The organism is Paenibacillus suaedae (assembly GCF_032337355.1).
In the GTDB taxonomy this organism is placed as follows: domain Bacteria; phylum Bacillota; class Bacilli; order Paenibacillales; family Paenibacillaceae; genus Paenibacillus_B; species Paenibacillus_B suaedae.
In genome coordinates, this window is the sequence record NZ_JAVYAA010000005.1 from 249,020 (window position 1) to 274,314 (window position 25,295).

24 protein-coding genes are annotated in these 25,295 nt (G+C 46.0%); 11 read left to right on the plus strand and 13 right to left on the minus strand.

The genetic code is table 11. From position 1 onward, the window contains the following. Window positions 1-158 precede the first annotated feature (158 nt). From RQP50_RS20615 to RQP50_RS20625, 3 genes are all read left to right on the plus strand, one after another. On the plus strand, window positions 159-1,457 hold the full coding sequence (locus RQP50_RS20615) for an ABC transporter substrate-binding protein (RefSeq protein WP_315746571.1): 1,299 nt from the start codon (window positions 159-161) through the stop codon (window positions 1,455-1,457). A gap of 90 nt (window positions 1,458-1,547) precedes the next feature. Beyond that, window positions 1,548-2,501 (plus strand): carbohydrate ABC transporter permease, encoded by a 954-nt coding sequence (locus RQP50_RS20620; protein ID WP_174810307.1) that lies wholly within the window; start codon window positions 1,548-1,550, stop codon window positions 2,499-2,501. Between the two features lies 1 nt (window position 2,502). Next, window positions 2,503-3,330: a carbohydrate ABC transporter permease gene (locus tag RQP50_RS20625; protein ID WP_315746573.1), complete on the plus strand. Its 828-nt coding sequence runs from the start codon at window positions 2,503-2,505 to the stop codon at window positions 3,328-3,330. Window positions 3,331-3,563: 233 nt separating this feature from the next. Here the strand turns inward: RQP50_RS20625 and RQP50_RS20630 are convergent, their stop codons facing one another. Then, window positions 3,564-4,124, minus strand: a complete 561-nt coding sequence (locus RQP50_RS20630; protein WP_021257438.1) for an NADAR family protein — start codon at window positions 4,122-4,124, stop codon at window positions 3,564-3,566. 233 nt (window positions 4,125-4,357) lie between these two features. Between RQP50_RS20630 and RQP50_RS20635 the strand changes: the two genes are divergently transcribed. Next, window positions 4,358-5,050, plus strand: a complete 693-nt coding sequence (locus RQP50_RS20635) for a Dph6-related ATP pyrophosphatase (RefSeq protein ID WP_072729251.1) — start codon at window positions 4,358-4,360, stop codon at window positions 5,048-5,050. A 76-nt stretch (window positions 5,051-5,126) separates the two neighbouring features. Here RQP50_RS20635 and RQP50_RS20640 read toward each other — a convergent pair whose 3' ends face one another. Next, a complete protein-coding gene (locus RQP50_RS20640) occupies window positions 5,127-5,456 on the minus strand; it encodes a carboxymuconolactone decarboxylase family protein (RefSeq protein WP_072729252.1) in 330 nt (109 codons plus the stop codon). Between the two features lies 1 nt (window position 5,457). Next, window positions 5,458-5,865, minus strand: coding sequence for a tautomerase family protein (locus tag RQP50_RS20645; RefSeq protein WP_072729253.1), 408 nt, complete (start codon window positions 5,863-5,865; stop codon window positions 5,458-5,460). 115 nt (window positions 5,866-5,980) lie between these two features. Between RQP50_RS20645 and RQP50_RS20650 the strand changes: the two genes are divergently transcribed. Next, a complete protein-coding gene (locus tag RQP50_RS20650; protein ID WP_315746574.1) occupies window positions 5,981-6,883 on the plus strand; it encodes a LysR family transcriptional regulator in 903 nt (300 codons plus the stop codon). 73 nt (window positions 6,884-6,956) lie between these two features. On the opposite strand, the gene RQP50_RS20655 is transcribed toward RQP50_RS20650, so the two are convergent. Both RQP50_RS20655 and RQP50_RS20660 read right to left on the minus strand, forming a co-directional pair. Continuing rightward, window positions 6,957-7,445: a cation:proton antiporter regulatory subunit gene (locus tag RQP50_RS20655; protein ID WP_021257443.1), complete on the minus strand. Its 489-nt coding sequence runs from the start codon at window positions 7,443-7,445 to the stop codon at window positions 6,957-6,959. Window positions 7,446-7,469: 24 nt separating this feature from the next. After that, window positions 7,470-8,690: a cation:proton antiporter gene (locus tag RQP50_RS20660; RefSeq protein ID WP_021257444.1), complete on the minus strand. Its 1,221-nt coding sequence runs from the start codon at window positions 8,688-8,690 to the stop codon at window positions 7,470-7,472. A 185-nt stretch (window positions 8,691-8,875) separates the two neighbouring features. Between RQP50_RS20660 and RQP50_RS20665 the strand changes: the two genes are divergently transcribed. From RQP50_RS20665 to RQP50_RS20675, 3 genes are read left to right on the plus strand one after another with little or no spacing between them, the layout of a single operon-like run. Beyond that, window positions 8,876-10,009, plus strand: coding sequence for a DUF418 domain-containing protein (locus tag RQP50_RS20665; RefSeq protein WP_315746575.1), 1,134 nt, complete (start codon window positions 8,876-8,878; stop codon window positions 10,007-10,009). A gap of 15 nt (window positions 10,010-10,024) precedes the next feature. Next, window positions 10,025-11,140: a sensor histidine kinase gene (locus RQP50_RS20670; protein WP_315746576.1), complete on the plus strand. Its 1,116-nt coding sequence runs from the start codon at window positions 10,025-10,027 to the stop codon at window positions 11,138-11,140. Then, window positions 11,137-11,742, plus strand: a complete 606-nt coding sequence (locus tag RQP50_RS20675) for a response regulator transcription factor (protein ID WP_315746578.1) — start codon at window positions 11,137-11,139, stop codon at window positions 11,740-11,742. Before RQP50_RS20670 ends, RQP50_RS20675 begins: the two co-directional genes overlap by 4 nt. A gap of 172 nt (window positions 11,743-11,914) precedes the next feature. Here RQP50_RS20675 and RQP50_RS20680 read toward each other — a convergent pair whose 3' ends face one another. The 4 genes from RQP50_RS20680 to RQP50_RS20695 all read right to left on the minus strand — a co-directional run bounded on the left by RQP50_RS20680 (window position 11,915) and on the right by RQP50_RS20695 (window position 16,812). Then, the gene (locus RQP50_RS20680; RefSeq protein WP_315746579.1) at window positions 11,915-12,529 is read right to left on the minus strand and encodes a hypothetical protein; all 615 of its coding nucleotides are present in this window, start codon (window positions 12,527-12,529) and stop codon (window positions 11,915-11,917) included. A gap of 314 nt (window positions 12,530-12,843) precedes the next feature. Next, window positions 12,844-14,487, minus strand: coding sequence for a glycoside hydrolase family 13 protein (locus RQP50_RS20685; RefSeq protein WP_315746580.1), 1,644 nt, complete (start codon window positions 14,485-14,487; stop codon window positions 12,844-12,846). Window positions 14,488-14,609: 122 nt separating this feature from the next. Next, window positions 14,610-15,620 carry a LacI family DNA-binding transcriptional regulator gene (locus RQP50_RS20690; protein WP_315746582.1) on the minus strand — a complete coding sequence of 337 codons (1,011 nt, stop codon included), beginning with the start codon at window positions 15,618-15,620 and terminating at the stop codon, window positions 14,610-14,612. Between the two features lie 250 nt (window positions 15,621-15,870). After that, window positions 15,871-16,812, minus strand: a complete 942-nt coding sequence (locus tag RQP50_RS20695; protein ID WP_315746583.1) for a LysR family transcriptional regulator — start codon at window positions 16,810-16,812, stop codon at window positions 15,871-15,873. Between the two features lie 125 nt (window positions 16,813-16,937). Here RQP50_RS20695 and RQP50_RS20700 point away from each other — a divergent pair, with 125 nt between their 5' ends. Then, window positions 16,938-18,143, plus strand: coding sequence for an MFS transporter (locus RQP50_RS20700; protein ID WP_315746585.1), 1,206 nt, complete (start codon window positions 16,938-16,940; stop codon window positions 18,141-18,143). A gap of 35 nt (window positions 18,144-18,178) precedes the next feature. On the opposite strand, the gene RQP50_RS20705 is transcribed toward RQP50_RS20700, so the two are convergent. The 4 genes from RQP50_RS20705 to RQP50_RS20720 all read right to left on the minus strand — a co-directional run bounded on the left by RQP50_RS20705 (window position 18,179) and on the right by RQP50_RS20720 (window position 23,412). Continuing rightward, complete coding sequence (locus RQP50_RS20705; RefSeq protein WP_315746586.1) at window positions 18,179-18,766, minus strand: chloramphenicol phosphotransferase CPT family protein; 588 nt, start codon at window positions 18,764-18,766, stop codon at window positions 18,179-18,181. Between the two features lie 391 nt (window positions 18,767-19,157). Further along, window positions 19,158-21,260, minus strand: coding sequence for a TerD family protein (locus RQP50_RS20710; protein WP_315746587.1), 2,103 nt, complete (start codon window positions 21,258-21,260; stop codon window positions 19,158-19,160). 366 nt (window positions 21,261-21,626) lie between these two features. Continuing rightward, a complete protein-coding gene (locus RQP50_RS20715) occupies window positions 21,627-22,379 on the minus strand; it encodes a suppressor of fused domain protein (RefSeq protein ID WP_072730983.1) in 753 nt (250 codons plus the stop codon). 145 nt (window positions 22,380-22,524) lie between these two features. After that, entirely contained in the window at window positions 22,525-23,412 is an 888-nt protein-coding gene (locus tag RQP50_RS20720) for a LysR family transcriptional regulator (RefSeq protein WP_315746588.1), read from the minus strand. A gap of 126 nt (window positions 23,413-23,538) precedes the next feature. Here RQP50_RS20720 and RQP50_RS20725 point away from each other — a divergent pair, with 126 nt between their 5' ends. After that, window positions 23,539-24,729 carry a coenzyme F420-0:L-glutamate ligase gene (locus tag RQP50_RS20725; RefSeq protein ID WP_072730982.1) on the plus strand — a complete coding sequence of 397 codons (1,191 nt, stop codon included), beginning with the start codon at window positions 23,539-23,541 and terminating at the stop codon, window positions 24,727-24,729. 362 nt (window positions 24,730-25,091) lie between these two features. Further along, window positions 25,092-25,295 (plus strand): DNA-binding protein, encoded by a 204-nt coding sequence (locus tag RQP50_RS20730; RefSeq protein ID WP_315746589.1) that lies wholly within the window; start codon window positions 25,092-25,094, stop codon window positions 25,293-25,295.

The window sequence follows — 25,295 nt, forward strand, 5'->3', positions numbered from 1 at the left end:
ACATGCTACCATGGGAATACTTCAAGTCCAGAAGGGAGGGAAATTGACGACGATATTTGAACACTTCCGGATAGCTCGGTCTGCATGCCCTATGCGCACGGTATGCTTCATCGGGAGATCGGAAGTATACATTTCTGAATGATGGAGGGGGAAAAGTCATGAAAAGAAAGCCGTTGATGTGGTGTCTTGCATTCATTCTCGCGTTCTCCATGCTTGCAGGTTGTTCTGGGGGGGACACCTCCAGCGAAGAAGGAGCGTCTGGCAATTCATCCTCCAAGGAGAAGGTAGAACTGAGCTTCTGGTATGGATGGACTGGACCGGAGGCAGCAGCGCTGGAGAAGCTGATTGCCAAGTGGAACTCTGCCAATCCGGATATTCAGGTGAAGGGGTTGTCCCAGAGTGATTATCAGAAGCAGTTGACCGCCATCACGGGAGGAAATCCCCCCGATATCGCGTCCCAATTCGGGCAAAACGTAGTACCTTGGGGACTTCGCGGTGCCATGATGCCGCTTGATGATTACATCATTAAAGACGGCGTTGATATGAAAGACTTCGTTCCCGCTGCGATTAGCACTTCCCAGCACGACGGCAACACATATGCCATACCGATTGCCATGCACGTAACGATGCTGTTTTATAACAAAGATATTTTGAAGGAGGCTGGCTTTAGCGGGCCGCCGGAGACGATCAGCCAACTTAAGGAGTACATCAAGGCACTTAGCATTGTGGAGAATGGAGGTCGCCTGCAGCGGCTCGGATTATGGCCGGGAATGGATACGTACACCTTCGCGAATGCGTACAATGGCTCGTTCTACGATGAGGCTGCGAAGCAGGTAACACCCGACAATGCTGGGGTCAAAGCTGCACTCGAATTATCCAAGGGCATCTGGGATCAGTACGGCTCAGCCAACTTGGATCGCTTCTCTTCCGGTCTCGGGCAATATATGTCCGCTCAGAATCCGTTCTTCTCCGGCAAGTATGCCATGACAATCGACGGCGAATGGCTGCCGACCTTCATTAAGCAGTTCGCACCTAATCTGAACTACGGCATAGCTCCTATCCCTTACGACGAGAATCACCCAGACCTGAAAAATCCGGGCAATGTAACGACAAGCGTATTCTACATCCCGAAGGGTGTGAAGCATCCGGAAGCTTCTTGGAAGTTCTTGAAGTGGATGACAGAGCCGCAGCAGATGGCCGAATTCACGGCAGCAATCGGGAATTTGCCGACGAAGCTGTCTGCGCTGAAAAATCCCGCCTATAACGATGTGCCAGGGTTCAAAGAGTTCTTGGAGTACTCCACGAGCCAGAACTTGCGCTCCTTCCCTGCCACTTCCTTCGCCAATGAGTATATTGCAGAGTTCGCCGTACAGGTTGATGCCATTCTAAGGGGTACCGTAAGCATGGAAGAAGGCTTGAAGAAGGTGAAAGATAAGATTCAGCCGTTAGTGAAATAAAAGCTGTATAGATTATGGCCTTCGCATCCGGCTACTTGCAGCAAAGCCAGAGCCGATTCACGTATTGTTGACGAAAGGAGGGCACTCAAGATGAACGTCTCCTCATCCATTGCCCCTTCTAGGCAGAAGAGAGGCTGGTCGAAGAAGGAGAGGCATACTTTCCTCCTCGGCCTAGCGTTCGCCGCCCCTTGGATTATCGGATTTCTAGCCTTTACGGTATATCCGTTCTTCAGTTCCTTATATTTCAGCCTGACAGAGTATGATCTGTTCAGCTCGCCCAAGTGGGTTGGATTGAATAACTATAAGCAAATATTTGAGGATGAGAGCTTCTATCGTTCACTTCGCAACACCTTGTTCATGACCTTCATTGCCGTGCCTATTACGCTTATTGTCTCTCTGTTGATTGCCCTGCTGTTGAATACGAAGGTGAAGGGAATCAACTATTATCGGACGATTTTCTATTTGCCTTCCGTCATTCCGATCGTCGCCAGCGCCCTCTTGTGGACGTGGATGCTGAACCCGGATTTTGGCCTAATCAATACCCTTCTACGCTCCTTAGGTCTTCCTGATCCTGCTTGGCTGCTGGATCCCCAGTATACGAAGCCCTCATTAATTCTCATGAGCTTATGGGGAACCGGTGCAGGAGCTCTCATCTTCCTCGCTGCCTTGCAGGGCGTGCCGAAGCAATATTACGAAGCGGCTCAAGTTGATGGGGCGAACTGGTGGCATCGATTTTGGAACATCACCTTACCAGGACTGTCACCCATCATCCTCTTCCAGCTCATTATGGGCTTAATCGGATCATTTCAGATTTTCACGGAATCTTACATCCTGGCGGGCGGGAAGGTAGATGGGGGCAAATCGCTCGGCGGGCCGGATCAATCCCTGCTGTTCTATGCAGTTAACCTGTATCAAGAAGCATTCGTGTACTTGAAAATGGGCTATGCCTCTGCTCTTGCCTGGATTCTATTCATCCTTGTCCTGTTCATTACATTCGTGCTTATGAAGACCTCGGCACGCTGGGTCTATTACGGAGGTGACTGACGTGGCCGCGAAGCTTCGAAAATCGATTTTGCCGCATGCCGTGCTTATTCTGTTCTCGTTTCTGTTTCTATTTCCGTTTCTATGGCTGGTCATGACCTCCCTAAAGACACCGGATGAGATCTTCCAGCTTCCGCCTAACCTACTGCCGGACACTTTCCAATGGTCCAACTATGCAGCCGCCCTAGAAACCATCCCCTTCGCCCGGTATATGACCAACACGCTCATCATCTGTACCGTCAATATTATCGGACAATTATTCGCAGCGCCGCTTGTTGCCTATTCCATATCAAGAATACCGTGGAAAGGGCGCGGCATCATCTTCTCGATCGTTGTTGCCACGATGATTTTACCCGCACAAGTTCAGTTGATCCCGCAATATATCATCTTCACAAAGCTTGGGTGGGTGAATACGATTTTACCGTTAACGATCGGAGCTTTCTTCGGGGCGCCCTTCTTTATCTTCCTGTTGCGGCAATTTCTAATGGGTATACCGACAGAACTGTCTGAGGCCGCCAAGATAGATGGGGCTTCTGAGATTCGAATTTATATCCGAATTATCCTGCCTATCCTGAAGCCCGCCCTCGTTACCGTGGCATTGTTCTCTTTCGTATGGGCGTACGTGGATTTTATGGGGCCGCTTATTTATTTGAACGATTCAGCCAAATGGACGATAACGCTTGGCCTGCAAGGCTTTCAGCAGGATCACGGGGCACAATGGGAGAAGCTCATGGCCGCCTCTACCGTAATGACACTGCCGATGATCGTCCTCTACTTCTTCGGGCAGAAATACTTTATGCAGTCTGGCTCAGCCTTGACTGGATTTAAATAAGTGAGGAGGGAAATCGAATGAATCGCGCCACAACGATGCATAAGCCGCGTACGATCTACATGGCAGGGATATATGCGCTCGCCTTACCGGTACTACGATAAAAATGGAGCTCCGCATGTATGTATCGTGGGCAATCTATCGTTATGGTTGACAAGGAGAATCACTAACGGTTAAGTAAATAGGCTGCCCCCTGCCTTCTAACATTAGGGGCAGCCTATTTGGCTGTGGCGGCGTCACTCCGTTCCATTCGCCAATAACTGATCTCGCACTTCGGTTAGGGCGAATCCCAACAAATTATCGCCCCGCCATTTCATCGGATTCTCCACATCTGGATGATCCTTAGCCATTCCAATACCCCAGATGCGGTCAACTGGGCTTGCCTCCACTAAAATCCGCTGCTTGCTCGCCTTGAGAAACGCACACAGTTCCTCATTTTGCGAAAATTTCGCGAAGTTGCCTCGCTTCACGATGTCATAGCATTCGCGGCTCCACACCTCGTTGTCAAACCGTTTCACGGCGCGCCCGAACGCCTTCATTTGCTTCGGATGCTTCGCGTTCATAATGGCTTCCAACATCTCGTTATCACCGAACAGCCTTGCCTTTTCTGCCATCATATACTGCTCCGTGCAGCTATATTTATGGCCATCTACTGTAAAGCTAGCTGTCCACCATTGGCTGAAGCAGCTCTGATTGATGCTTCCGTCAGCAGGAGGCGTATGCCCCCAGAAGAATAAGTACTTGAGCTTCTTCCCCGCTTGGTGCGCTTTCTGTAACGCTTCAAGATTATATATCATCTCTATCACCTCAACTTGGTTCATCCTACCATTTTACTATAATTGCAATCAAAAGGCGGTCTCCATCGAAGGTTCTCATGCCTAAAATCAGAAACGCCTACTATTGCATTGCGCATATTTCTTCACACGTAATAGTGTTAAAATAAAGTATCCAAACATAAAACACATGTCATGCGACATTCTTTTATCAACCGAGCCATATCTACATGCATACAACAAAGGAGCGTACAACCATGACAGACGCAACAACTTGGAAAAACGGTGCTCACGGACATAGATTCATTGCTTCCTTCAGCGGAGGAAAAGATAGTACATTGGCACTCTATAAGGCCATGCAGGGCGGAGAAGCAGTAGGCTTAATCGTCATGCTTGAAGAAGAGGGCAAGCGTTCCCGCTCCCATGGCATGCCGCCTGAGCTTATCCGGGCACAAGCCGAGGCCATCGGGCTGCCTATATTTGCAGGTGCGGCAAGCTGGACAGACTATGAGTCCGTATTTATGGGGCTGTTGGCGCATGCGAAGGAGCAAGGTGCCGAAGTATTAGTGACGGGGGACTTGGACGTACCGGAACACGGCTGCTGGCATGATCGAGTAACGAAGAATGCAGGGCTAGGCTTGGGAATGCCTCTCTGGGAAATGGATCATCTGGGAGCAGTTCAGGAATTCATCAATCTCGGATTTGTTACGATGCTGGTGACAGTCAATCTGTCGAAGGGCATGAAGGAAGAAGATTTAGGACGTGTGCTGACTCACGAGTTCGTGGAGGAGCTCCTCGCACGCGGAATTGATCCATGTGGTGAAGGTGGAGAGTTCCACACGACCGTAATCGACGGCCCTCTATTTAAGCACCCGATTCCGGTTCGCAAATGCGAAATCGTAAGAGACGGAGATTATGCATTTTTGCCTTTGGAGTTACAGAATTCGTGAGTCAGCAATAGTGGCTTGAACATAAAAAGCACAGTGCTTAGCCATTCGCTAGATGCTGTGCTTTTTCTATCCATGATTACGCCTTATTCCCGAAGACCACCTCCACCACCTGCAGCGCCGAAGCTGCACGCGGCCAGCCTGCATAATACGCAAGGTGCGTTATCACTTCCACGATTTCTTCCTGCTGCAGTCCATTCTCTACCGAGAGTCGCAAATGATAAGGAAGTTGCTCCATCAATCCTCCAGCAACTAGCGCAGAAATCGTAATCAGACTCCGATCCCGCAGCGATAATTGCTCCCGTTGCCACAGGTCTCCGAACAACACATTCTCCGAATAATCAACAAATGCCGGAGCTAATCCTCTTAACGACTCGCTTACATGCGGTTTAATTGCTCGATGAGCCATGCTAATCACCCCTCTTTGTCTGACGATCCAGCATTTGAGCAATGCCATTGCCGAACGACCAATCATCGAATTCATTATCAACAAGCACAACAAATACATCTTCATTTCTTATACTCACCGTGTTCGACAACTCCTCAGCCAGCATCGCATAAAAGCTTGTTTTCTGCTGTTCCGTCCTCCCCGATTTAAGTGTGATATGGATATAGAGCAAGCCATCGCTCCGTTCAACATTCAAGTAATTCTTGCTGTAGAAAAATTCCTCCGCCCTATGGGCATGAAAGACTTGAAAATAATCATCTTCCGGCACATTGAAGTGTGTGATCAAAGTGCACATGATTGTCTTACTGATTTGTTCAAGTAGGCGGGTGTCATATTGCTCCTCCATGTAACTAACCCGAATGAATGGCATATCCGATCGACTCCTTCTCTGAGATGCCTCCATTGTACGCCCGCTAATTTCATTTGTATAATTGAATAAAATCATGATCTTATTCGATTATTTCGATAGAGGTGACAACAAGCAAATGGATCTCAAAGAACTAACCGCATTCAAAACCATACTTGAAGAAGGGACTTTCTCCCGAGCAGCCGAGAAGTTGAATTACGCACAATCTACCATTACGAGTCAAATTCAACGCTTAGAAAAAGAGCTGGGCATACCCTTGTTCAACAGAGGCTGGGATGCGGAATTGACCCGTGCCGGCCACATGCTGGCAGCGGAGATTGACAGTCTCATTCAGCATTGGAACTATATCTCGGAACAGGCGAAAGCATTGCAGCAGGACGAAATTGGGTCAGTACGGATTGGAGGAATTGAATCCATGATGGAGACGGTATTCCCAAATGCACTGCGGAAGTTCCGAGAGCATAAGCCGAACATGCAATGTCACGTTGTGGCGGGAAATACCGATTTCCTTTCCCAATCTATCCTGCAAAAGGAGCTGGACTTTGCCATCTGTGGCGAGCCTTCCGACGCGTCTCCCTTCTATTTTCAGCCGCTGTATCAAGAGAGGATTACGTTCATTGCAGATCAGGCGCATCCTTTGTGTGCACAGGAGAACATCTCATTGGAAGAGGTTCTCCATTACCCAATCATAGCTGGCGGGCCAAACTGCTTATATTCGCTGCGTTTATCAAAGCATTTCGCCAGATTCGAATCATCACCTAACCTGAACACCGTAAGTCAGATTTCTTCAATCCCACACTTTGTGAAGAATACTTCTGCCGTGGGCGTCGTATTGGATACCACACCACTGATGCAGGAAGTCGCAGCAATTGACGTCAACATCGCCGATCCCCTGATTCAAATCGGCTTCTTGCAGAGGCGAGGCGCCCAGGAATATATGCAGTCGCCCTCTGCTAATCTGCTCATGCAGATCATTAGAGAAGAAATGGAGAGAGGTAGCAAACACGGTAAACACAGCTAGTCTTATCTCAGCAAAACAAAAAAAAGAGCACCTGCTATTATCCAAGCAGATGCTCTCCGACTATAATGATCCGTTATCCTTGTGCGAGCAGCTCTTTGAGCTGCTTGATTTGTTTGCGCTCTCCTGCAATGACGAGTGTCATATTGGGCGTAAGCTGTACCTCAGGATCGGGATTGATATACTGCTTTCCTTTTTCTATAGCTGCCAGGATTGTTGCTCCCGTACGCTGACGGATTTGCAGCTCGGCAATGGATTTATTAATGCATGGAAAGGACGGCCCCACCTTGCACCATTCAATGACAAGTTCATCAAGTTCCACTTGGATAGTATCCAATGCCTTCGGCTTATAGCTCATGCCGCCGATAATAGATGCAAGCTGTCTTGCTTCTTCATCCTCCAGTGTCACTTGGGAAATGCTCTGCTCTGGATCGTCATCTTCGAAATGGTATACTTCTCTTCTGCCATCATCATGGATAACGACGACGACTTTATCCCCCGACGCAGCTTCCATCTGATACTTTTTCCCGATACCCGGTAGTTCCGTTTCCCTTATCGTTGCCATATGGCCTGACATCTCCCTTCAATCCTATTTATTTGGTACGTTTGCTTTTTCTTTGGTATTGCTCCATTTGAATATGCGGTTCAGACCGCTATACACATATTTCGACTCTTTCGCCAGCAGTGGGCCAACTATAGCCAGCACGAGTACATACAGCGCGGAGAAAGGTTTAAGTAAAGGCATCAAACCGGCTGATATACCTAAGTTCGCCACTATGATGGTGAATTCCCCCCGCGCCATAATGGTAAGTCCAATATTCGTCGAAGCCTTATAGGATAATCCTGCCTTACGTCCTGCCATCCAGCCTGCAACCATATTGGACACCACCGTGAGCAGCACAGCCCCTAGAGCCATCCATGCAGCATCACCCAGCGTCAGCGGATCTATGCTTAGACCGAAACTGAAGAAGAATATCGCACCGAAGAAATCCCGGAAAGGAACAACCAGATGCTCTATTCGTTTGCTGTGCTCTGTTTCTGACAATGCAAGTCCAAATAAGAGCGCACCGATAGCTTCAGCTACATGCAGGGTTTCCGAGAACCCGGCAATAAAGAATAGCAGGGAAAACACGACTATAATAAAGATTTCGTTCGATGTGATATTTAACAGCTTGTTCAATACTGGCGGCCCCACTCTTGCGATGATGAAGAATACGAGCATATACCCCATGGAAATCCCTACGGAGAGCAGAACTCCGCCAATAGATGTAGCCCCTCCAAGCAGAAGGCCGGACATAACGGATAAGAACACGGCCAGAAAGAGATCATCGAACAAAATCATGCCCAATATCAGCTCTGTTTCGGAGTTGCCTGTACGTCTAAGATCAACCAAAACCTTGGCTACGATGGCAGTGGAGGATACAGACATCAGCCCTGCAATGATTAACGTTTCATACAGCGGAAAATTAACCAAAAATCCGTAAGCCATTGCCAGCACAAAGTTCAGTACGACATATACGGTACCACCAAATACAATATTGCGCCCAGACTTAATTAACTTCGAAACCGAGAACTCTAGACCAATGTAGAAGAGCAGGAATAGTACTCCCATCCGCCCGAGAAAAGCTATTATGTACTGACTCTCTATAAAGGTTAAGTCGAACAAGCCGATCACTGGAGCATGCGGTCCGACCAACATACCGAGAACGATGAGGAATGGTATGATCGAAAACTTTAGTTTCCCAGCGATTAGCGAGGCGGCGGTAACTAACAGCAAGGCGGTTCCAACCTGAAAAATCATATGATCCATATGGCGGCTATCTCCTTCTTTCAAAATCCTGTAGCCTTATCCTGCGCAACAATATTCCTTGCTATCCAAATTCGAACAATATGACACCTGTCATCCTAATTCCTTTACAGCTGTGAATATTCCACCGCCCCTCTTCCCCACTACAATAAAGCTGCAAGATGAATATGAGGGAAGGATGAGTACATGTGGAACAACGTCAGGAGAGAATCCGTCTGCTCGATATTTTGCGGGGATTTGCAATTCTAGGCACATTGGGGACAAATATTTGGATATTTGCACATCTAGGAGATTTATCTTACCTCACCACGTACGCGTATACGGGCTGGTGGAAGCTCGATGATCTGCTCCGCATGATCGTATTATTTTTCGTAAATGGCAAGATGCTCGGCTTATTAACGATCATGTTCGGAGTAGGCATGGAAATGAAGTATCAGCAGGCGAAGCGTGTGGGCAAGGCCTGGCCGGGCGTCTATATGTGGGTGCTTCTTGTTTTGCTATTGGAGGGCTTGCTTCATTTTATTCTCGTAATGGAGTATGACATCTTAATGAGCTACGGCATAACAGGCATGATTGCCGCTTTCATTATTCGTGGTGGCGATCGCGCCATATCTATCACGATGAGAGTGATTGGCAGCGTACATGTCATCGCAATTTTGAGTATCCTTATGCTTGGGTTAATGGGCGCCAATATGTCACTAGGGAACTTTGATCAGGTGGTCACTCTCTACAAGGACGGTTCATGGCTGGAGCAAGTCCAATATCGACTATCTCATTTCGTACAGCTTCGCTTTGAGCCCATTTTTGTCATTCCGTTGAATGTGTTTCTGTTTTTACTCGGCGTTCGCCTTATGCGCTCCGGAGTGTTCGCTCCAGATGAGAATGGGCAGCGACAACGCAGCAAGCTTTTGAAGCTGGGCATCTACGTCGGGGTGCCATTGAACCTGCTTATCTTCATACCCGGCGGCATTTTCGACATGCCCGTCCGCTATTTATTTGCTCCCTTTCTGTCGATTGGGTATATAGCACTCATTGGTAAAATGGTACAATATAACAAACTAGATCGACTGTGGCGCCTGCTTGAAAACACAGGGAAGATGTCGTTAAGCTGCTATGTTATGCAAAATGTGATTGCTTCCGTGCTCTGTTATGGCTGGGGCTTAGCATTAGGCGGCAAGTTGAATTCGTTAACCATTATCGCAATCTGGGTGGAGATCTCCGTGTTCCAGCTATGGTTCGCTTCAAGATGGCTGCGGATCTTCAAGCTTGGCCCTATGGAGTCTGTCCGCAAGCGTGCGGTAGGCATTTTTCAGTCTAGGTGAATCTGGAGGCTATCGATGAAGATCTACCCAAGAGATCAGATGAAACAGTTTCTGCTCATAGATGTAATTGCGATCGTATATTTGTGCTATTTTGTCCTGAGCACGCGTTCCGATCTTGGTCTCTTGGGATCCCTTATGATCCTAAGCTTATTTTTGATTTCCTTCTATATTGCATTATGGCATCGGAATATCTATCTGCTGGCAGCTGTTGTATCTGGTCTCGGCACGATTGCGGTACTCAGTATCTTTATTGACCCCAATCTTCTCATGTTCGGATTTATATTCGCCGATCTGCTCGGCAGATCGAAGACCAAATGGCAAATCGGCGTCGGAACTGCAGCCATAGCCCTTATGTACGCGGTAGTCGCAAGATGGGGAGAAAGTGATTTCTATGCCAGGTATATGATGCATCTCCCCATTATCATTATCCAGATACTCCTGCCTTCTATCCTATACATAAGAGCGCGAGCGGTCAGCCTGCAAGGCCAGCTGGACTCTGCCAATGAACAGCTTGAACAATATGCCCTGCAGGAGGAAAGACACCGCATCGCACGCGATCTCCATGATACGCTGGGACAAACCTTAACGATGATCAAACTGAAAAGCGAGCTGGCTGCTAGATGGGTAGATAAAGACCCTAAGCAGGCCAAAGAAGAGCTGAACGACATCCTCAATACCTCGCGAATTGCCCTTAAGCAAGTACGGGAACTCGTTTCCGAGATGAAGTTCATTTCACTGACAAGTGAGCTGACACATTCGCGAAAGCTGCTGCATACGGCTGGCATTGAGCTTGAAATTATAGAGCATGGATCTCCCCCACTGCTATCCAGTGTCGAGGAAACGATGATTGCTCTCTCTGTGCGGGAAGCAATTACAAATACGATTAAGCATAGTCAGGCGCAGCACTGCACGATACAGCTTCAAGTGATAGATAACAGGTACATCATATACATAACTGATGATGGTGTCGGGCTAAGCCACAAAGAAGGCGGAAATGGCATTCCGTCAATGAAGGAACGAATGCACGCGCTGAACGGCACTCTTACAGTGAAATGCTCGCCTGCCGGAGGGACTGCGGTTGCAATGATGCTCCCCCTCCATCATCTCGGAAAGGAGAATGCAGCTACATGATTCGCGTTGTGATTGCTGAAGACCAGCAGATGCTGCGAGGTGCCTTTGCCTCATTGCTGAAGTTCGAAGATGATATTGAAGTATTGGCGGAAGTGGCGGATGGGAAGCAGGCATGGGAAGCCATACAGCAGCATAAGCCTGACGTATGCGTGGTAGATATTGAAATGCCGCACATGAACGGCTTAGAGTTGGCAATGCAAATTAGAGATGCCGGCCTTCCCTGCAAAATTGTGATCGTTACCACCTTTGCCCGACCTGGTTATTTGCAAAAGGCAATGAATGCCCAAGTGAATGCCTATCTGCTTAAGGATGAACCGATCGACTATCTCATTGAATCCATTCGTAGGGTCATGGCTGGAGAAAGGGTGATCAGCACCGATCTGGCTGCAGTGCTCTTTATGAACAATGAGAATCCATTAAGCGAGAGAGAAGCTGAGATGCTGCGGCTAACGAAGGAAGGCTTGACGACAAGCGAAATCAGCAAATCCCTCTTCCTGACGATTGGCACGGTACGAAATTATCTATCTTCTGCCATTCAAAAGCTGGATGCCGAGTCGAGGCAGCAGGCCGCGGCCATTGCCGAGGAGAAGGGATGGCTTTGAAGGGATACTTTTAGATAAAGAAGTATCCTAACACTTCAATTGTCCCTAGTCCTCTTCACTCCTTGCTATAAGAAATGTTCAACTTGCTTCCACGTCAAATACTATTGATTTATGTAGTATTATATATCGGTCATTCATCTTTCTCTAAAACAAAAGAGTAGCATTACTTTTTCTACTGAGGTAATCTGGCATTTACTGCTTTTACCCCAGATACAATTTCGGGTGATAATGATTGAGCCTTACTAGTATAGCTTTGTAAACTACCTGATGGGTCAATTGCCAAATCAACATATTTTTCATAGTTTTTATATAGTTCAAATAATTCGTTGTAAATACTTTGATATTCTTCCGGTGGCAAAGCTATTTCTTTAATTGCAGATTGAATACTAGCTCTGGCACTATTTATTGTCTCAATGTCGCCTGTCTTTTTGTAATGCGTTTCTGCAATGGTAATTGCCTCGTTGAAATCTTCTACTTTGGAGTACTCATTGTCTTCAAGAAGCCCGACACCCATATGATGTGCAGAATAAATCGTATTGACATTGGTATTGGTTGTATCCAACAGTTCAGCAAATTTCTCAAGTGTAATCCCGTTTTCGATTGCTTCCAACCATATTTTTGAATAGCTGTTGATTACTTTTTCTGAAACGGAAGAAGAAGAAAGGATTTTCTCATTTATTGATTTTACTTGTTCTATATATTTTTGTTTCTCTTCCTTATCACTATTACATCCTGCCAATAATGTAAAAAGTGAAATTAATATGACTAGGATTGTTACCCGCTTCATGTTTTCTCCCCCTCTATTTATATGTAGTTCAAATGTACCACCAACCCTCCGCATTTAACAGGAAATATTGCCCACAGGGCACAAGGGCTTCTAACATATTTCGATTTATAAATCACATGATTAACGCCCCCTGTCAGACCCCTAACAAGAAAAACCTCAAGCTTTATAGAGTTATGCGAGGATCACCAACAAGGAAGTGACGGCGAATTGGTAAAGATGCTCGTTACCACTGATGGTAGCAATCCAGTAGACGTTAAAAAAGATGACCCCTTATTTCGTAAAGGAATCATCTTCTTTATTTTAATTCTTACGATTTACAATTTAACCGCTAACACCTCATAAGGCTTCATCATAAACGCAGTAACGTCAATTTCAGCGCGGTCGTAGTTGCTCATAATGATCTCGGATACCTTACCATCGACAGTGATTCCATGCTCCTGCTCGGATATGTTCGCTGCCACGAGCCATTTTTCACCTTCATAGATGCGGTAGTATGCAAATACCTCTTCCGGCGTATGCTCAATAAGCTCAAAGTCGCCCCATACGATAATCGGGTTCTCTTGGCGCAGCTTGATTAAGCGCTGGTACGTATAGAAGATCGAATTCGGATTGTCGAGATTACGCTTCACGTTAATCGTCTTGTAGTTGTCATTCACATGCAGCCAAGGCGTACCCGTCGTAAAGCCTCCGTTCGCGCTGTCATCCCATTGGATCGGTGTGCGAGCGTTGTCTCTTCCTTTGGCATTGATCGAGGCGATAATGTCCTCTGCCGCGTATCCCTTGGACAAACGGTCATGATACATATTGATGGATTCAATATCCTCTACCTCATCAATGCTCGACACAGGGCGATTCGTCATCCCTATCTCTTCACCTTGATAAATGTAAGGCGTCCCCTTCATCATATGGAGAAGAACCGCGAACATTTTTGCGCTTTGCTCATGGTATTCCTTATCGTTGCCCCATCGGGACACGATGCGCGGCAGGTCATGATTGTTCCAGAACAAGCTGTTCCAGCCCTGGTCGCCTAGCGAGGTTTGCCACTTCGCCAGCACTCGCTTCAATTCGGCAATTTCCAGTGGCTTCAGATCCCACTTATCCTTACCTTCCTGTTGATCCAATCCGACATGCTCGAATTGGAACACCATGGACATCTCCTTACGCGCTGGATCGGAATACAGCTTCGCGATTTCCGGCGTCGCGCCCCAAGTCTCGCCTACTGTTAAGACGTCGTGGGAGCCGAATGTCTTTTCGTGCATTTCCTGCAAATATTCATGCAGCTTCGGTCCGTTGCCCGTAATTTCTTGATCCGGAATTTTGCCGATGAGATCGATGACATCCATGCGGAAGCCGCCTACACCTTTATCCAGCCAGAAGTTCATCATGTCATACACTTCTTGACGAACCTTCGGATTCTCCCAGTTCAGGTCTGGTTGGCGCTTGCTGAATAGGTGCAAGAAATACTGGCCGCTCGCTTCATCGAACTCCCAAGCCGGGCCGCTAAATATAGAGCCAAGGCCGTTCGGAACGCCACCGTTGACCGGATCACGCCAAATGTAGTAATCGCGGTATTCATTGTCTTTGCCCTTTTTCGCTTCAATGAACCATTTATGCTCGTCAGAGGTATGGTTTACGACAAGATCCATAATGATCTTGATGCCAGCCTCATTCGCCTTCGCAATCAGCTCATCCATGTCATCCATTGTGCCGAACTCGTCCATAATATCTTGATAATCGCTAATGTCATAGCCATTATCATCATTCGGCGATTTATATACAGGGGACAGCCAGATTGCAGTAATGCCTAGCAGCTTCAAATAATCGATTCGATTGATGATCCCTCTCAAATCACCGATGCCATCTCCATCGCTGTCTTGGAAGCTGCGCGGATAAATTTGATATACAACGGCGGTCTGCCACCATTTCACGTCTTTTGCTTGTTTCATTGTTTCACTCATCGGACACCAATCCTCTCGGGTTGAAATATGAAGCTATCTGAATTAAACGTAAACGTTTACGTAACGCGTAAAAATCATCTCTATTTCATTTGACGTGCAATTGCACATGGATATACTCGTCATTACTTTGCATTTAATGATTTGACCGACTTGCGTACCACTAATTCATGGGGTATCACTTCGGACTCAATCTGTATCCTATGCTGAATCGCATCAATTAATTTCCGGCAGCCTTCTCTTCCCATCTCAAACAAGGGCTGCGCAACTGTCGTTAACGGGGGTATCGACATACGCGACACCTTGGAGTTATCGTATCCGACCACGGACAACTCCTCTGGCACCCTAATGCCGTGCTCAAAGCATGTCGATATAATGCCGAGTGCAGCCTCATCGCTCGCACAAAATACTGCGGTAATATCGGCTTCGTCTTCAAGGAACTCCTGCATGGCCTGTTTGCCGGATTCGAAGCTGAAGTCTCCGGGCTTAATCAGGTTCAAGTCTACCTTGAACCCTTGATCCCGCAAAGCTTGTGTATATCCATCGATTCTCGGCGCACCAGATATCGGATCTTTTGGATTGGCACCAGCCATCCCTATCTTCATATGTCCATGCTCAATGAGATACTTAACTGCGGTATATGCAGCACGTAAATCATCCACTTTGAGATAAGGTACATCTTCCCGATCTGTCTTGGTGGAAAGCAAAATAAAGGGAATACCCAATGATGACATAGCGTCGATTGCAACCTCTTGCAGCTCGATGGACACGATAATGAGGCCATCTACTCTGCGCTCTCCCATTAACTTTAGACAATCTTGAATTCGGGAGCCATGGCTGCCGGCATGAGTCAGAATCACGCTGTAACCGTGCGTATACGAAGTGTCTTCAATCCCTCTAATAATATCTCCATAAAAAGAAGTCGCCACGTCCGGCATAATGACACCTATCGTATTGGTCGACTTCTGCACCAAGCTTCTTGCATTTTCATTTTTTCGATATCCCAATTCCTTGGCTACGGCGATAACCTTCTTCTCCGTCTCTTCGTTATATCCGCCGAGATTATTAATGACTCTCGATACGGTCGCGGTAGAGACATCAGCAACTCGTGCAATATCCTTGATTGTAGCTGCCATCTAACCACCTCTCGTGGGTAAACGTTTTTCATAATTCGAAACTGAATAAGACCAGTGAAGATACTATGTCTTAGTTAAACGTTTACGTAATCAATATTAGTTTCTCAGCGCTGTTAAGTCAATGCTTTTTTTGAAGCGTTTTCAGTCATTGAAATCTATGTCCTTCGCACCGTTATGCAAGAGATACACTGCTACTCTATCTTTAGCATTTGCCCCACATTTCGGTGAAATTACTCCTAACTTATTGCTCTTATAAACTGGACATCTCTGTGTAGGCGCATTCGTCATCTGTCGATCCTGATACTTGAGCATGCTCTCCTGTGCGCGCAAACATTGTCTTTGCGACAGTGAAGAAGGCTTGTACGGCTGGCGACGTGCATTGGAGAGGAGGACTGGCTAGGGCCACTTTACGCCAGCTCGATTGCTTCAGATTACCGATACCGATGTTGGGCTGATTTTTGAACGACAGCTCAGGCCCGATGGTAACACCAAGCCCTTCCTGCACCATACTGGAGATGGTATTACAATCCTGCACCTCAAAGCGTATGCGGGGAGTAACTTGAGCTTGCTCGAAAATTTCCTCTACATTTGCGCGATAAAGCCCTTTCGGCATAATAAAATCCTCTTCCTGCAGATCATGCACATCAATTACATCTTCACGTTGAAAGCGATGATCTGCAGGGAAAGCGACAACCATCTTATCCTTAACTAAGGGTACAATATGCAAATTCAGTTCTTTGTTCTGCTGGATGACGAAGCCGATATCAATGACTCCTGTCTCGAACCATTCCAAAATCTCCTCATAGGTTCCTTCATAAAATGTAAAGGCAATGTTGGGATGCTTTTGATTGAACTTCGAAATGATGCTTGGCAAAATATTAGCTGATGCACTGGGAAAACTGCCGATCCGGATCGTGCCTGCCTCCAGATTGGAAGCCAAGGCGGCTTCTTGCTTGATGATTTCCATTTGGTTCAATATTTCGCGCATCGGTATCAGCATCTTCTGGCCAACCTCTGTCAGTAGAAGACCTCTTCGACGATCACGAATTAATAGTGCAACGCCCCACTCCGATTCCAGACTAGCTACTGCGTGACTTACGGCAGACTGGGTCATATTCAGCTTTCCCGCTGCTTTCGTAAAGCTTCCCTGCTCCACTACATGGGAGAAAACTTCAAACCTGGCTATTGTCATAAGTAAAACCTCATGTCATATATGAATAGGATTCGTTTGATTCATGCTAACACGGGATATATACTGATGCAAGAAATCGATATTCATACTTGGCGCGCGCCCTGACAGTAAAGGAGACCAAGTTGATGAATCGTGTAGGCATCTATTTATTGGCGTTAGGCGCTTTTATTATCGGAACAGTGGATTTTATCACGGTAGGGATTTTGAATATGATAGCTGCGGACATGAATGTGTCCATTGGGATGGCAGGCCAGCTTGTCACTATTTTTTCTATTTCATTTGTTATCGGATCATTGATTCTCGTTGCGTTGACGATCCGATTTGAACGCAAAAAAGTATTGTTATATTCCCTTGCTATCTTTTTGGTTGGCAATCTTACAGCGTTTCTAAGCACCCGATTTGAAATTCTTATGGTCTCACGCGTTCTTTTGGCTGCGAGCGGCGGTCTGTTCACTGTGATCGCTACCGTGTTCGCTGCTAAGCTGGCCTCACCTGGCAAGCAAGGTGCTGCTATTGCTACAGTGACTACTGGCTTTAGCGCTGCACTCGTGTTCGGAATGCCCATTGGCACGCTGCTAACTTCATACATGGATTGGCACTTCATTTTCCTTATCCTGGGTGCAATTACCATGCTTCTCATTATCATGCTGGCATGGATGATCCCAACCGCTCCAGGACAAACGCCAATACCGTTAAAAGAACAGCTGCTGATCATCAAGGATAAACGAGTATTCAGCGGTTTATTGACGACATTATTTTGGATCATCGGCTATACGATTACGTTTACTTACATTTCTCCGCTTTTACAGGAGATAGGGCATTTTTCCGTTGAAATGATTAGTACGGCACTCCTTGTTTTAGGGATATTTGCCTTTTTCGGCTCTCGCTTCGGCGGCTATGCATCTGACAAATGGGGCGCAAACGTAACGATTCGATCCAGCCTCGTCCTGCACGTACTGGCGCTAATTGCTTTGCCTGTGGCGCTTGGTTCGACTTGGGGGGCTATGGTCACGATCATGGTATGGGGATTCTCTTCTTGGACGACAACCACGGCCAATCAAATCTATCTCATTTCCTTGAAATCTTCCGCTTCCGAAATCATATTAAGCTATCAGACAGCCGTATTGAACATTGGCATTTCCTTAGGCGCGGCCGTAGGAGGCGTACTAGTTGAACGAGTGCCGATTTTCCACTTCGGTTGGATTAGCAGTGTAATGGTGCTTATTGCTTTCGTTACAGCGTCCTATTCCTTCCTGTTAAGCGGGCGTATGAAGAATCGAATGGAGAAACTCGACTTATGCTGTGAAAGTCCAAACAAAATAAAGTATTAGACTGCCGCTGTTTTGTTAACTGAAGGATACGGCTTTTATGAAACACCAACACTTCTTTTATTTAACTTCTTAAAAGCAGAGTATTCACGATTTGATCTAATAAAATTTAATATCAAATTGGCGCATTCATCTGGACTCAAGGTTTCAGTATTTAGTTCAATGTCATACTCATTAAGGCAATAAACTTTATCATACTGAGAGATTGCTAAACCAATCTCTCTATCTCCCCTTAGTTTTTCTCTCCTAATAAGCTCCTCTTTCGAGCATGTTACTCCTACAAGCAGTACAGGATGATCCATTAATAAACCTAGAAATGTATTAAATCGATCGTCAGTATCATTTACTGTATCTACAACGATATTCGTCCCCATTACCGACATAAATTTAATTGTTGAATAAAACAAAGTAATCAATGGTTCAATAATGATATGGGTTGGGCCTTGCGCATCTTCTGCATATTTGGTGTTAATGAAATCAATGTAGTTATGAAACAATCCATTAAAAAAATCATCAATTGATAAATGATAAAACGAGATTTCATTTTGGTTTAATAGTTCAGTCGCTATGGAAGTCTTTCCGGAACTTGAGGTTCCATTTAGAAAAACGATTATCCCTTGCTTCAATTTAATCGCCCCTTCAAAAAATAATCATTGCGTTTGCGCATCTTCTCTTCCAGATAACGTCTTTTTTGCAAACATAGTAAAATCCGTCATATCTAAGGTATTCGTGTAGTGATTAAGCAATCCTGCCCGTTAGCTTAGTCAACGAGCGCCAGGCTACAATTTTATTTTCTTAGTCTAATACTTTATTTTCTCCTGACAGTGAAATCAAATAAAAACATACAGAAGCCCACATAAGCTGTGTTCAGCATATGGTGGGCTTCATGACCTTTTATAACCTATATATTGCATGGACTGCCGAAATCGCCTCACTATTAAAAACAAGGGCGGCAAGTCAAGACTGGATAACCGATGTCCTGACTCGCCGCCATCTATAGAGCCTAAGCATGTGCACTCATATAAGGTATTCCGCCATAATCTGCTCGATATCGTAAGGAGTAACTCCTTCGTCTACCGAGAAGATCGTACCCGCTTGATCTGCCGTTGCAACAACTTCCCCTCTTGCTTGGGCATGGAGCATGAACAGATCATACAGATTCGGCTTTTGCAGAGTCGTCATCGCCTTGCCGATCAAGACCATCCCTTTTTGATTCCCTTCTACATTGTTGCAGTAGTCTGGATGTCTTGTCAGCGAGAGATCGGTCCAAATTACAGTTCGCTCTACCAAATCCAAAATAACAGGAATTGCAATCCTCGTATCAGCCGTTACATCGATCTTATTGGCGACCGTCGCAGGCTCGAATATCTCGCCGGATCCCGGCTTCTTGCGCATCATCCAACCTGCGAAGCACTCCGGCAATTCGCAATAAGGCTGCATCGTAAAGGAATGAAGCGAAGCGACAATATAACGACCGCCATAATTCACAATGGATGGAATGTGCAGATCAATAAATTCACAGGCTCCTTGTGGAGCGGACACGATGTCTCCGCTGTGCACAGCTCGGTACTTCGAGGATCGCAGATTCGTGTATGAGATATGCTCAACATACTGCCAATTGTGATCGTACATGACAGCGGACAGATCGATATCCACACGGCCGGTAGGAATGCTGTTCACCGTACCTTCCTTCCACCAGGTGAAGAAGCGAACCGTGTCCCCTTCCTCCATCGGCACGCGGCTTCCCCGAACGATCGTGTGCAGCGCCTTACTCGCCGAACGCTGGGAGAACGGGACATTATACCGCTTCATACGTTCATCGACATACACCTTTCCGAGCGATGGAAGCGCCGAGAACCGCTCTATAAGCGTCTGTTCGCACAACTGCACAATATCTTGGCATAGAGCTGTATCAAGCTCTGGGAGCGTATTGGGAATCGCTGCAGCCTTGGCGACATTCCCTTTCGGGAAGAAGGTACGAAGCTCCTTGGGCTCGTTACGATGGGTAAAATGGGACTTCACTTGCATGAGTACAGGGGTCGACACTTGATTCGCGATTTCGCCGAATGCCAATACCACGTACTCCGCTTGTTCCGTGATTCGCAGCAAGTGATCCAGTCTTCTCGCGAACTCACCTGGGCGCTTCGTCAACAGATCAATTAGCGTCCACACATTCTGATATTGGAAAGCAAGCTCCACACTGCTGTTATAAGTCGTAAAGGGCTTGTTATTGCGCAATATATCAAAGGCTTCCTTACTTCTCCCAAATTGCTGCTTATATTCCGATGGATGCAAAATCTCGCCTAACCGAATCCAGCGCTGCTTATATCTCAGCATATCCTCGGTAATCGCTCCGCATTGTTCCAGCAGACCAAGCAGCAGCCGTCTCTCCGGCCGTTTGAACTTGCGGAAGCGCGTAGGCTCAGCCAGACTAACGTCGCCAGATGACCAAGCGACAGCGAGACGCAGGACATCGGTAGCCGTCTTGAAGTACGGCCGGATCACATTCAGGCTCGCCTTGTCATGCTTCAATAAGGAGCCTGCCACGAAGCCGACATTCTCCTTGAATGGAATCTCGTCAGGAAGAATATCCCCCAACTCATCTACATCCGCATCTTCGATAGCGGCGTCGATATCGTTCTGATCTGTCTCGGAAATGGATCCCTTAGCCTGAATAAGCTGGCGAATCATCCAATGGAATTCTGCTCTGCTGCCCAGGTCAATAACCTTCAGGTCGATCTGACCCAGCAGTGGCGGTCGATCTGCTGCCTCGTAGCGTGGCACATCCAAGGTCACATAATGATAAATCGCATTCAGGTACAGCTCCACGTCATCTTCCTGCATCACCTGCTCCGGGAAATCCGGATACATCGGTGTGTATGCCACATGGGCACCTACCATTACCTTAAGATCGGTGACCAGTTCCTGATAGAATACAGTGAACTGATCCCTGGACAAAGTACGGACAACATTTATTAATGGCTTGGAAAACGTATACCCAAGCTGCTCTATGTTCTTCAACGCCGTAGCCAAATGGGCTGCAGAGATTCGATGATCTTCTTGCCCTTGGTTCACAATCAATTTGTTCGCTCTTCGCAGATAGATGGTATTCATCATCATAAAAAGACTCCAGGAAAGCCATATCCCTAATTTCAATGGGAGATTCAATAGAAGGAAGGAATATGATAGCCTGGATGCCCCCTTTCCTAATTAACATCTTCAGGAGAGCTGCGACCCTAATTCGCCAATGAGTTAGAAGGAAGGATCGCAATAGCCTGAAGGTCAAAAGCTCAAAGCCGAGTGGCCTCAACCTCTGATGCATCCATCTTCACATACTTCACACCGCGCGAACAGGGTGAAAGTATTACGACTGCCGCGATTTGGTCATACAAAATTGAAGGTACTTAACCTAAAAAAGTCGCCAGCTCTCTCAATGATGTGAAAGAGCTGGCGTTTTAGATTCTAGACAAGAACTAGAATTATTTATTATGACTTGCACGTATTGATTCGTTTCGGATTTAACTCGAACAAATCATCTTCCAACTCTGATAATTTGTCTATTAAGGCATCCATACCGTGCTCCAACTTATAATCCATTTCCTCTTTGTACAGAGGGATCAGGAAATATGTATGAACTTGATTGCCATCCTTGGTCGGAATGACGCTTACTTCCTCTGTTAATTGATAAAGTACAACCCCATTCAAGCCTGTCCCATCGGCATAAGGCTCATAGTCCTGAAAATTCGGAATCGTATGTCCATATCCCAGCCACGTGTTATATAGATGTGGAAAACGAGCCATCTGCTTCATAAGCTGGATCGGCCAATAATTGTTATCGTCCTTAAACGCCTCTTGGCTTAGCTCCCACGAAGCCGGAAGGAACATCATCACTTCCGCCCGATCGTAATTGCCATCCATTTCCGCTCGTATCTCATCTGGAATCGTCATCGGCAAATCACTCATGCCGGTCGTATACAACACCCAGAATGGCTCTTCTTCCGTAGGTTCCATAATATTGACATCAATATGTACCACATCAGATATAAGTTCATGAAAGACGCTGCTATTCCTCCCCGGAAATACTTCTTCGAAATGGGCTACGATTTCTTCCGTGTATTCCATTGGTGCAGGAGGCTCATAACCATCATTGGCACTTTCGCCATATGTGTAAATTGTAGTGCCGTCATTCGCTTTCTCCCCATCATTCTTGCCGCCGAATACCTTCTTCAGAAACCCCATCTTATCCCCTCGCCTCATTAGTAATTGGTAAATATTAATAACACAAGTCTACCATAGGACAGGCCTCTCCTCCATTCATCTACGCTCATATTGCAGCTTCATTTTGGAGTTTTGTAACAATTTCGACGCATATAGACGCATATAATCAAAGTCTCTTACTTTCGATAATCTCAACGAACTTTGTTGATGCGGGAGACAACGATACACTTTTCAAAAAACATATGCCAATGCTTCTCTTCGGAATCTCCTCCACCAATTGAACCTCCTGCAAAATCCCCTTGTCCAAATACTCTTGGGAGAATTCCCTCGTCACACAGGCGACGCCTAAATTAATTTTAGCGAACTCTAATAACAAATGATGTGAACCCAGCTCAAAGTCCGGCGAAATCTGTATGCCTTTTGACAAGATATAGTCCTCAACATACTTTCTGGAATTGGACTTCGACTCAAGGAAAATGAGCGGCAGCTTCGCGATCGTGTCAAGGCTGACTGGGCCAGTTAACAGACGCTTGAACTTCTCCCCATATACAAAAATATCTTGAATATCCGCACACGGTCTCAGCTCCAGTGCAGGATCCTCCAGCGGAAAATTGCATATGCCAATATCCACCCCGCCTGACTTGATCAGCGCACATATTTCAAGAGTGGTACCGTTAATAATCTTGAACTTAATATTGGGATACCGATTATGGAATTCCTCCAAATAGGGGAGCAAAAAGTATCTCGAAATCGTATCGCCAACCCCTATTTTCAACTCGCCTGTCGTTAAATTTTTTAACTCCAGCATTTTTTCCTCGCCGACATAAATTAGATTCATCGCCGAATTCGCATACTCGAATAGAAGTTGGCCTTCGTTCGTCAAAAATACACCCTTCGATGTCCGCGTGAATAGACGCGTATCCAACTCCCGCTCCAGCTGCATGATCGCCTGGCTGACAGCCGGCTGCGTCATATACATATCCTGTGCCGCTTTAGAGAAGCTTTCACGTTTCGCAACCGTACAAAATACCTTATATAAATCTAACTTACTCACTACATAAGCACTCCTTATACCTAATATTCGATATATTAATTTCACTTATATCATTAGACGGGTGTATAGTACAAATAGGAACGCCAAGTCATGTATTCACTATAAGCGACCTAAGGAGCGATTATATTGGAAAGAATGGTTGGAACAGTCGTTAGAGGCCTCCGCTGCCCTATTATTAATCAAGGGGACAGCATCGAGGAAATCGTTGTAGATAGCGTGTTGAAAGCATCCGAGGCGGAAGGCTTCCGCATTCAAGATAAAGATATCGTTACGGTTACGGAATCCATCGTTGCTCGTGCGCAAGGCAACTATGTGACTATTGATCATATTGCGCAGGATGTACGTGCTAAATTCGGAGATGAGACGGTTGGAGTCATTTTCCCGATCTTGAGCCGCAATCGCTTTGCGATCTGCCTTCGTGGTATTGCAAAGGGCGCTAAAAAAATTGTGCTCATGCTCAGCTATCCATCGGATGAAGTAGGCAACCATTTGGTGGATCTTGACCTGCTCGACGAAAAAGGCATCAATCCTTGGACGGACGTGCTGACAGAACAGAAATACCGCGAGCTGTTCGGCTATAACAAACATACCTTTACTGGCGTCGATTATATCGACTACTATAAATCGTTGATCGAAGAGTACGGCGTGGAATGTGAAGTTATTTTCTCCAACCATCCAAAGACAATCTTGGAGTACACGAAAAACGTACTGACTTGCGACATTCATACGCGTTTCAGAACGAAGAAGATTTTGAAGGCCAATGGTGGAGAACGTATATACGGCCTCGATGACATCATGACTACATCGATTGAAGGCAGTGGATACAACGAAGCATACGGCCTATTAGGCTCCAACAAATCCACAGAGAATATCGTGAAGCTGTTCCCGCGCAATTCCCAGCCTATCGTGGACAACATCCAACGCGTGCTCAAGGAAAAAACGGGCAAGCAGGTTGAAGTAATGATTTATGGGGATGGGGCATTTAAAGATCCTGTGGGCAAGATTTGGGAGCTCGCTGACCCCGTTGTATCGCCAGCCTACACAGCAGGACTGGACGGTACTCCGAATGAAGTGAAACTGAAATACCTTGCCGATAATAATTTCGCTCATCTAAAAGGCGAAGAGTTGAAGCAAGCGATCTCCGAATACATTACCAATAAAGGTGCAGATCTCGTCGGAGCGATGGAAGCGCAAGGCACAACTCCTCGCAGATTGACCGATCTCATCGGCTCTCTGTCCGATTTGACTTCCGGCAGCGGAGATAAAGGTACACCGATTATCTTTATCCAAGGGTATTTCGATAACTATACGAATTAAAACAACAGCATCTTATTAAACCGGCCCTCTCCGCCCAAAATGGTGGAGGGGTTTTGTTTTATTGAAAAAGCCTTAATCTTATTTTGTTCTATAACTAATCTGAATTCTAGAAGTAGAGATAATGGTTCGTGTAACTACATAACATAGACCTATAAAATTAGGTAAATATACCTGATAATTTATTGTTTGTTTGTTGACATTATTCGTTAAATGGAATACTGTAAAAATACAGCAATAACTATATTTCTACTTATTTGCATTGATTTATTTTTCTGTTTACATATGATCGACAATCATCATTGCTTTATTAGACTCTACGACGCTGTAGAGTCATTTTTATACCTTTTAGGAGTGAACACCAAATGGACTATATTTCAATTGCAGAAACCTCTATAAAATGGGGTATTAGTCCTAGAAGAGTACAAACATTATGTGCACAAGGACGAATAATTGGTGCTACTCGGTTTGGAAAGGCTTGGGCAATACCAAAAAACACTGATAAACCCGCGGATGCACGAGTGAAAAGTGGAAATTGTGCAAGAAAAGGCAAGACAGAATCTATTTAA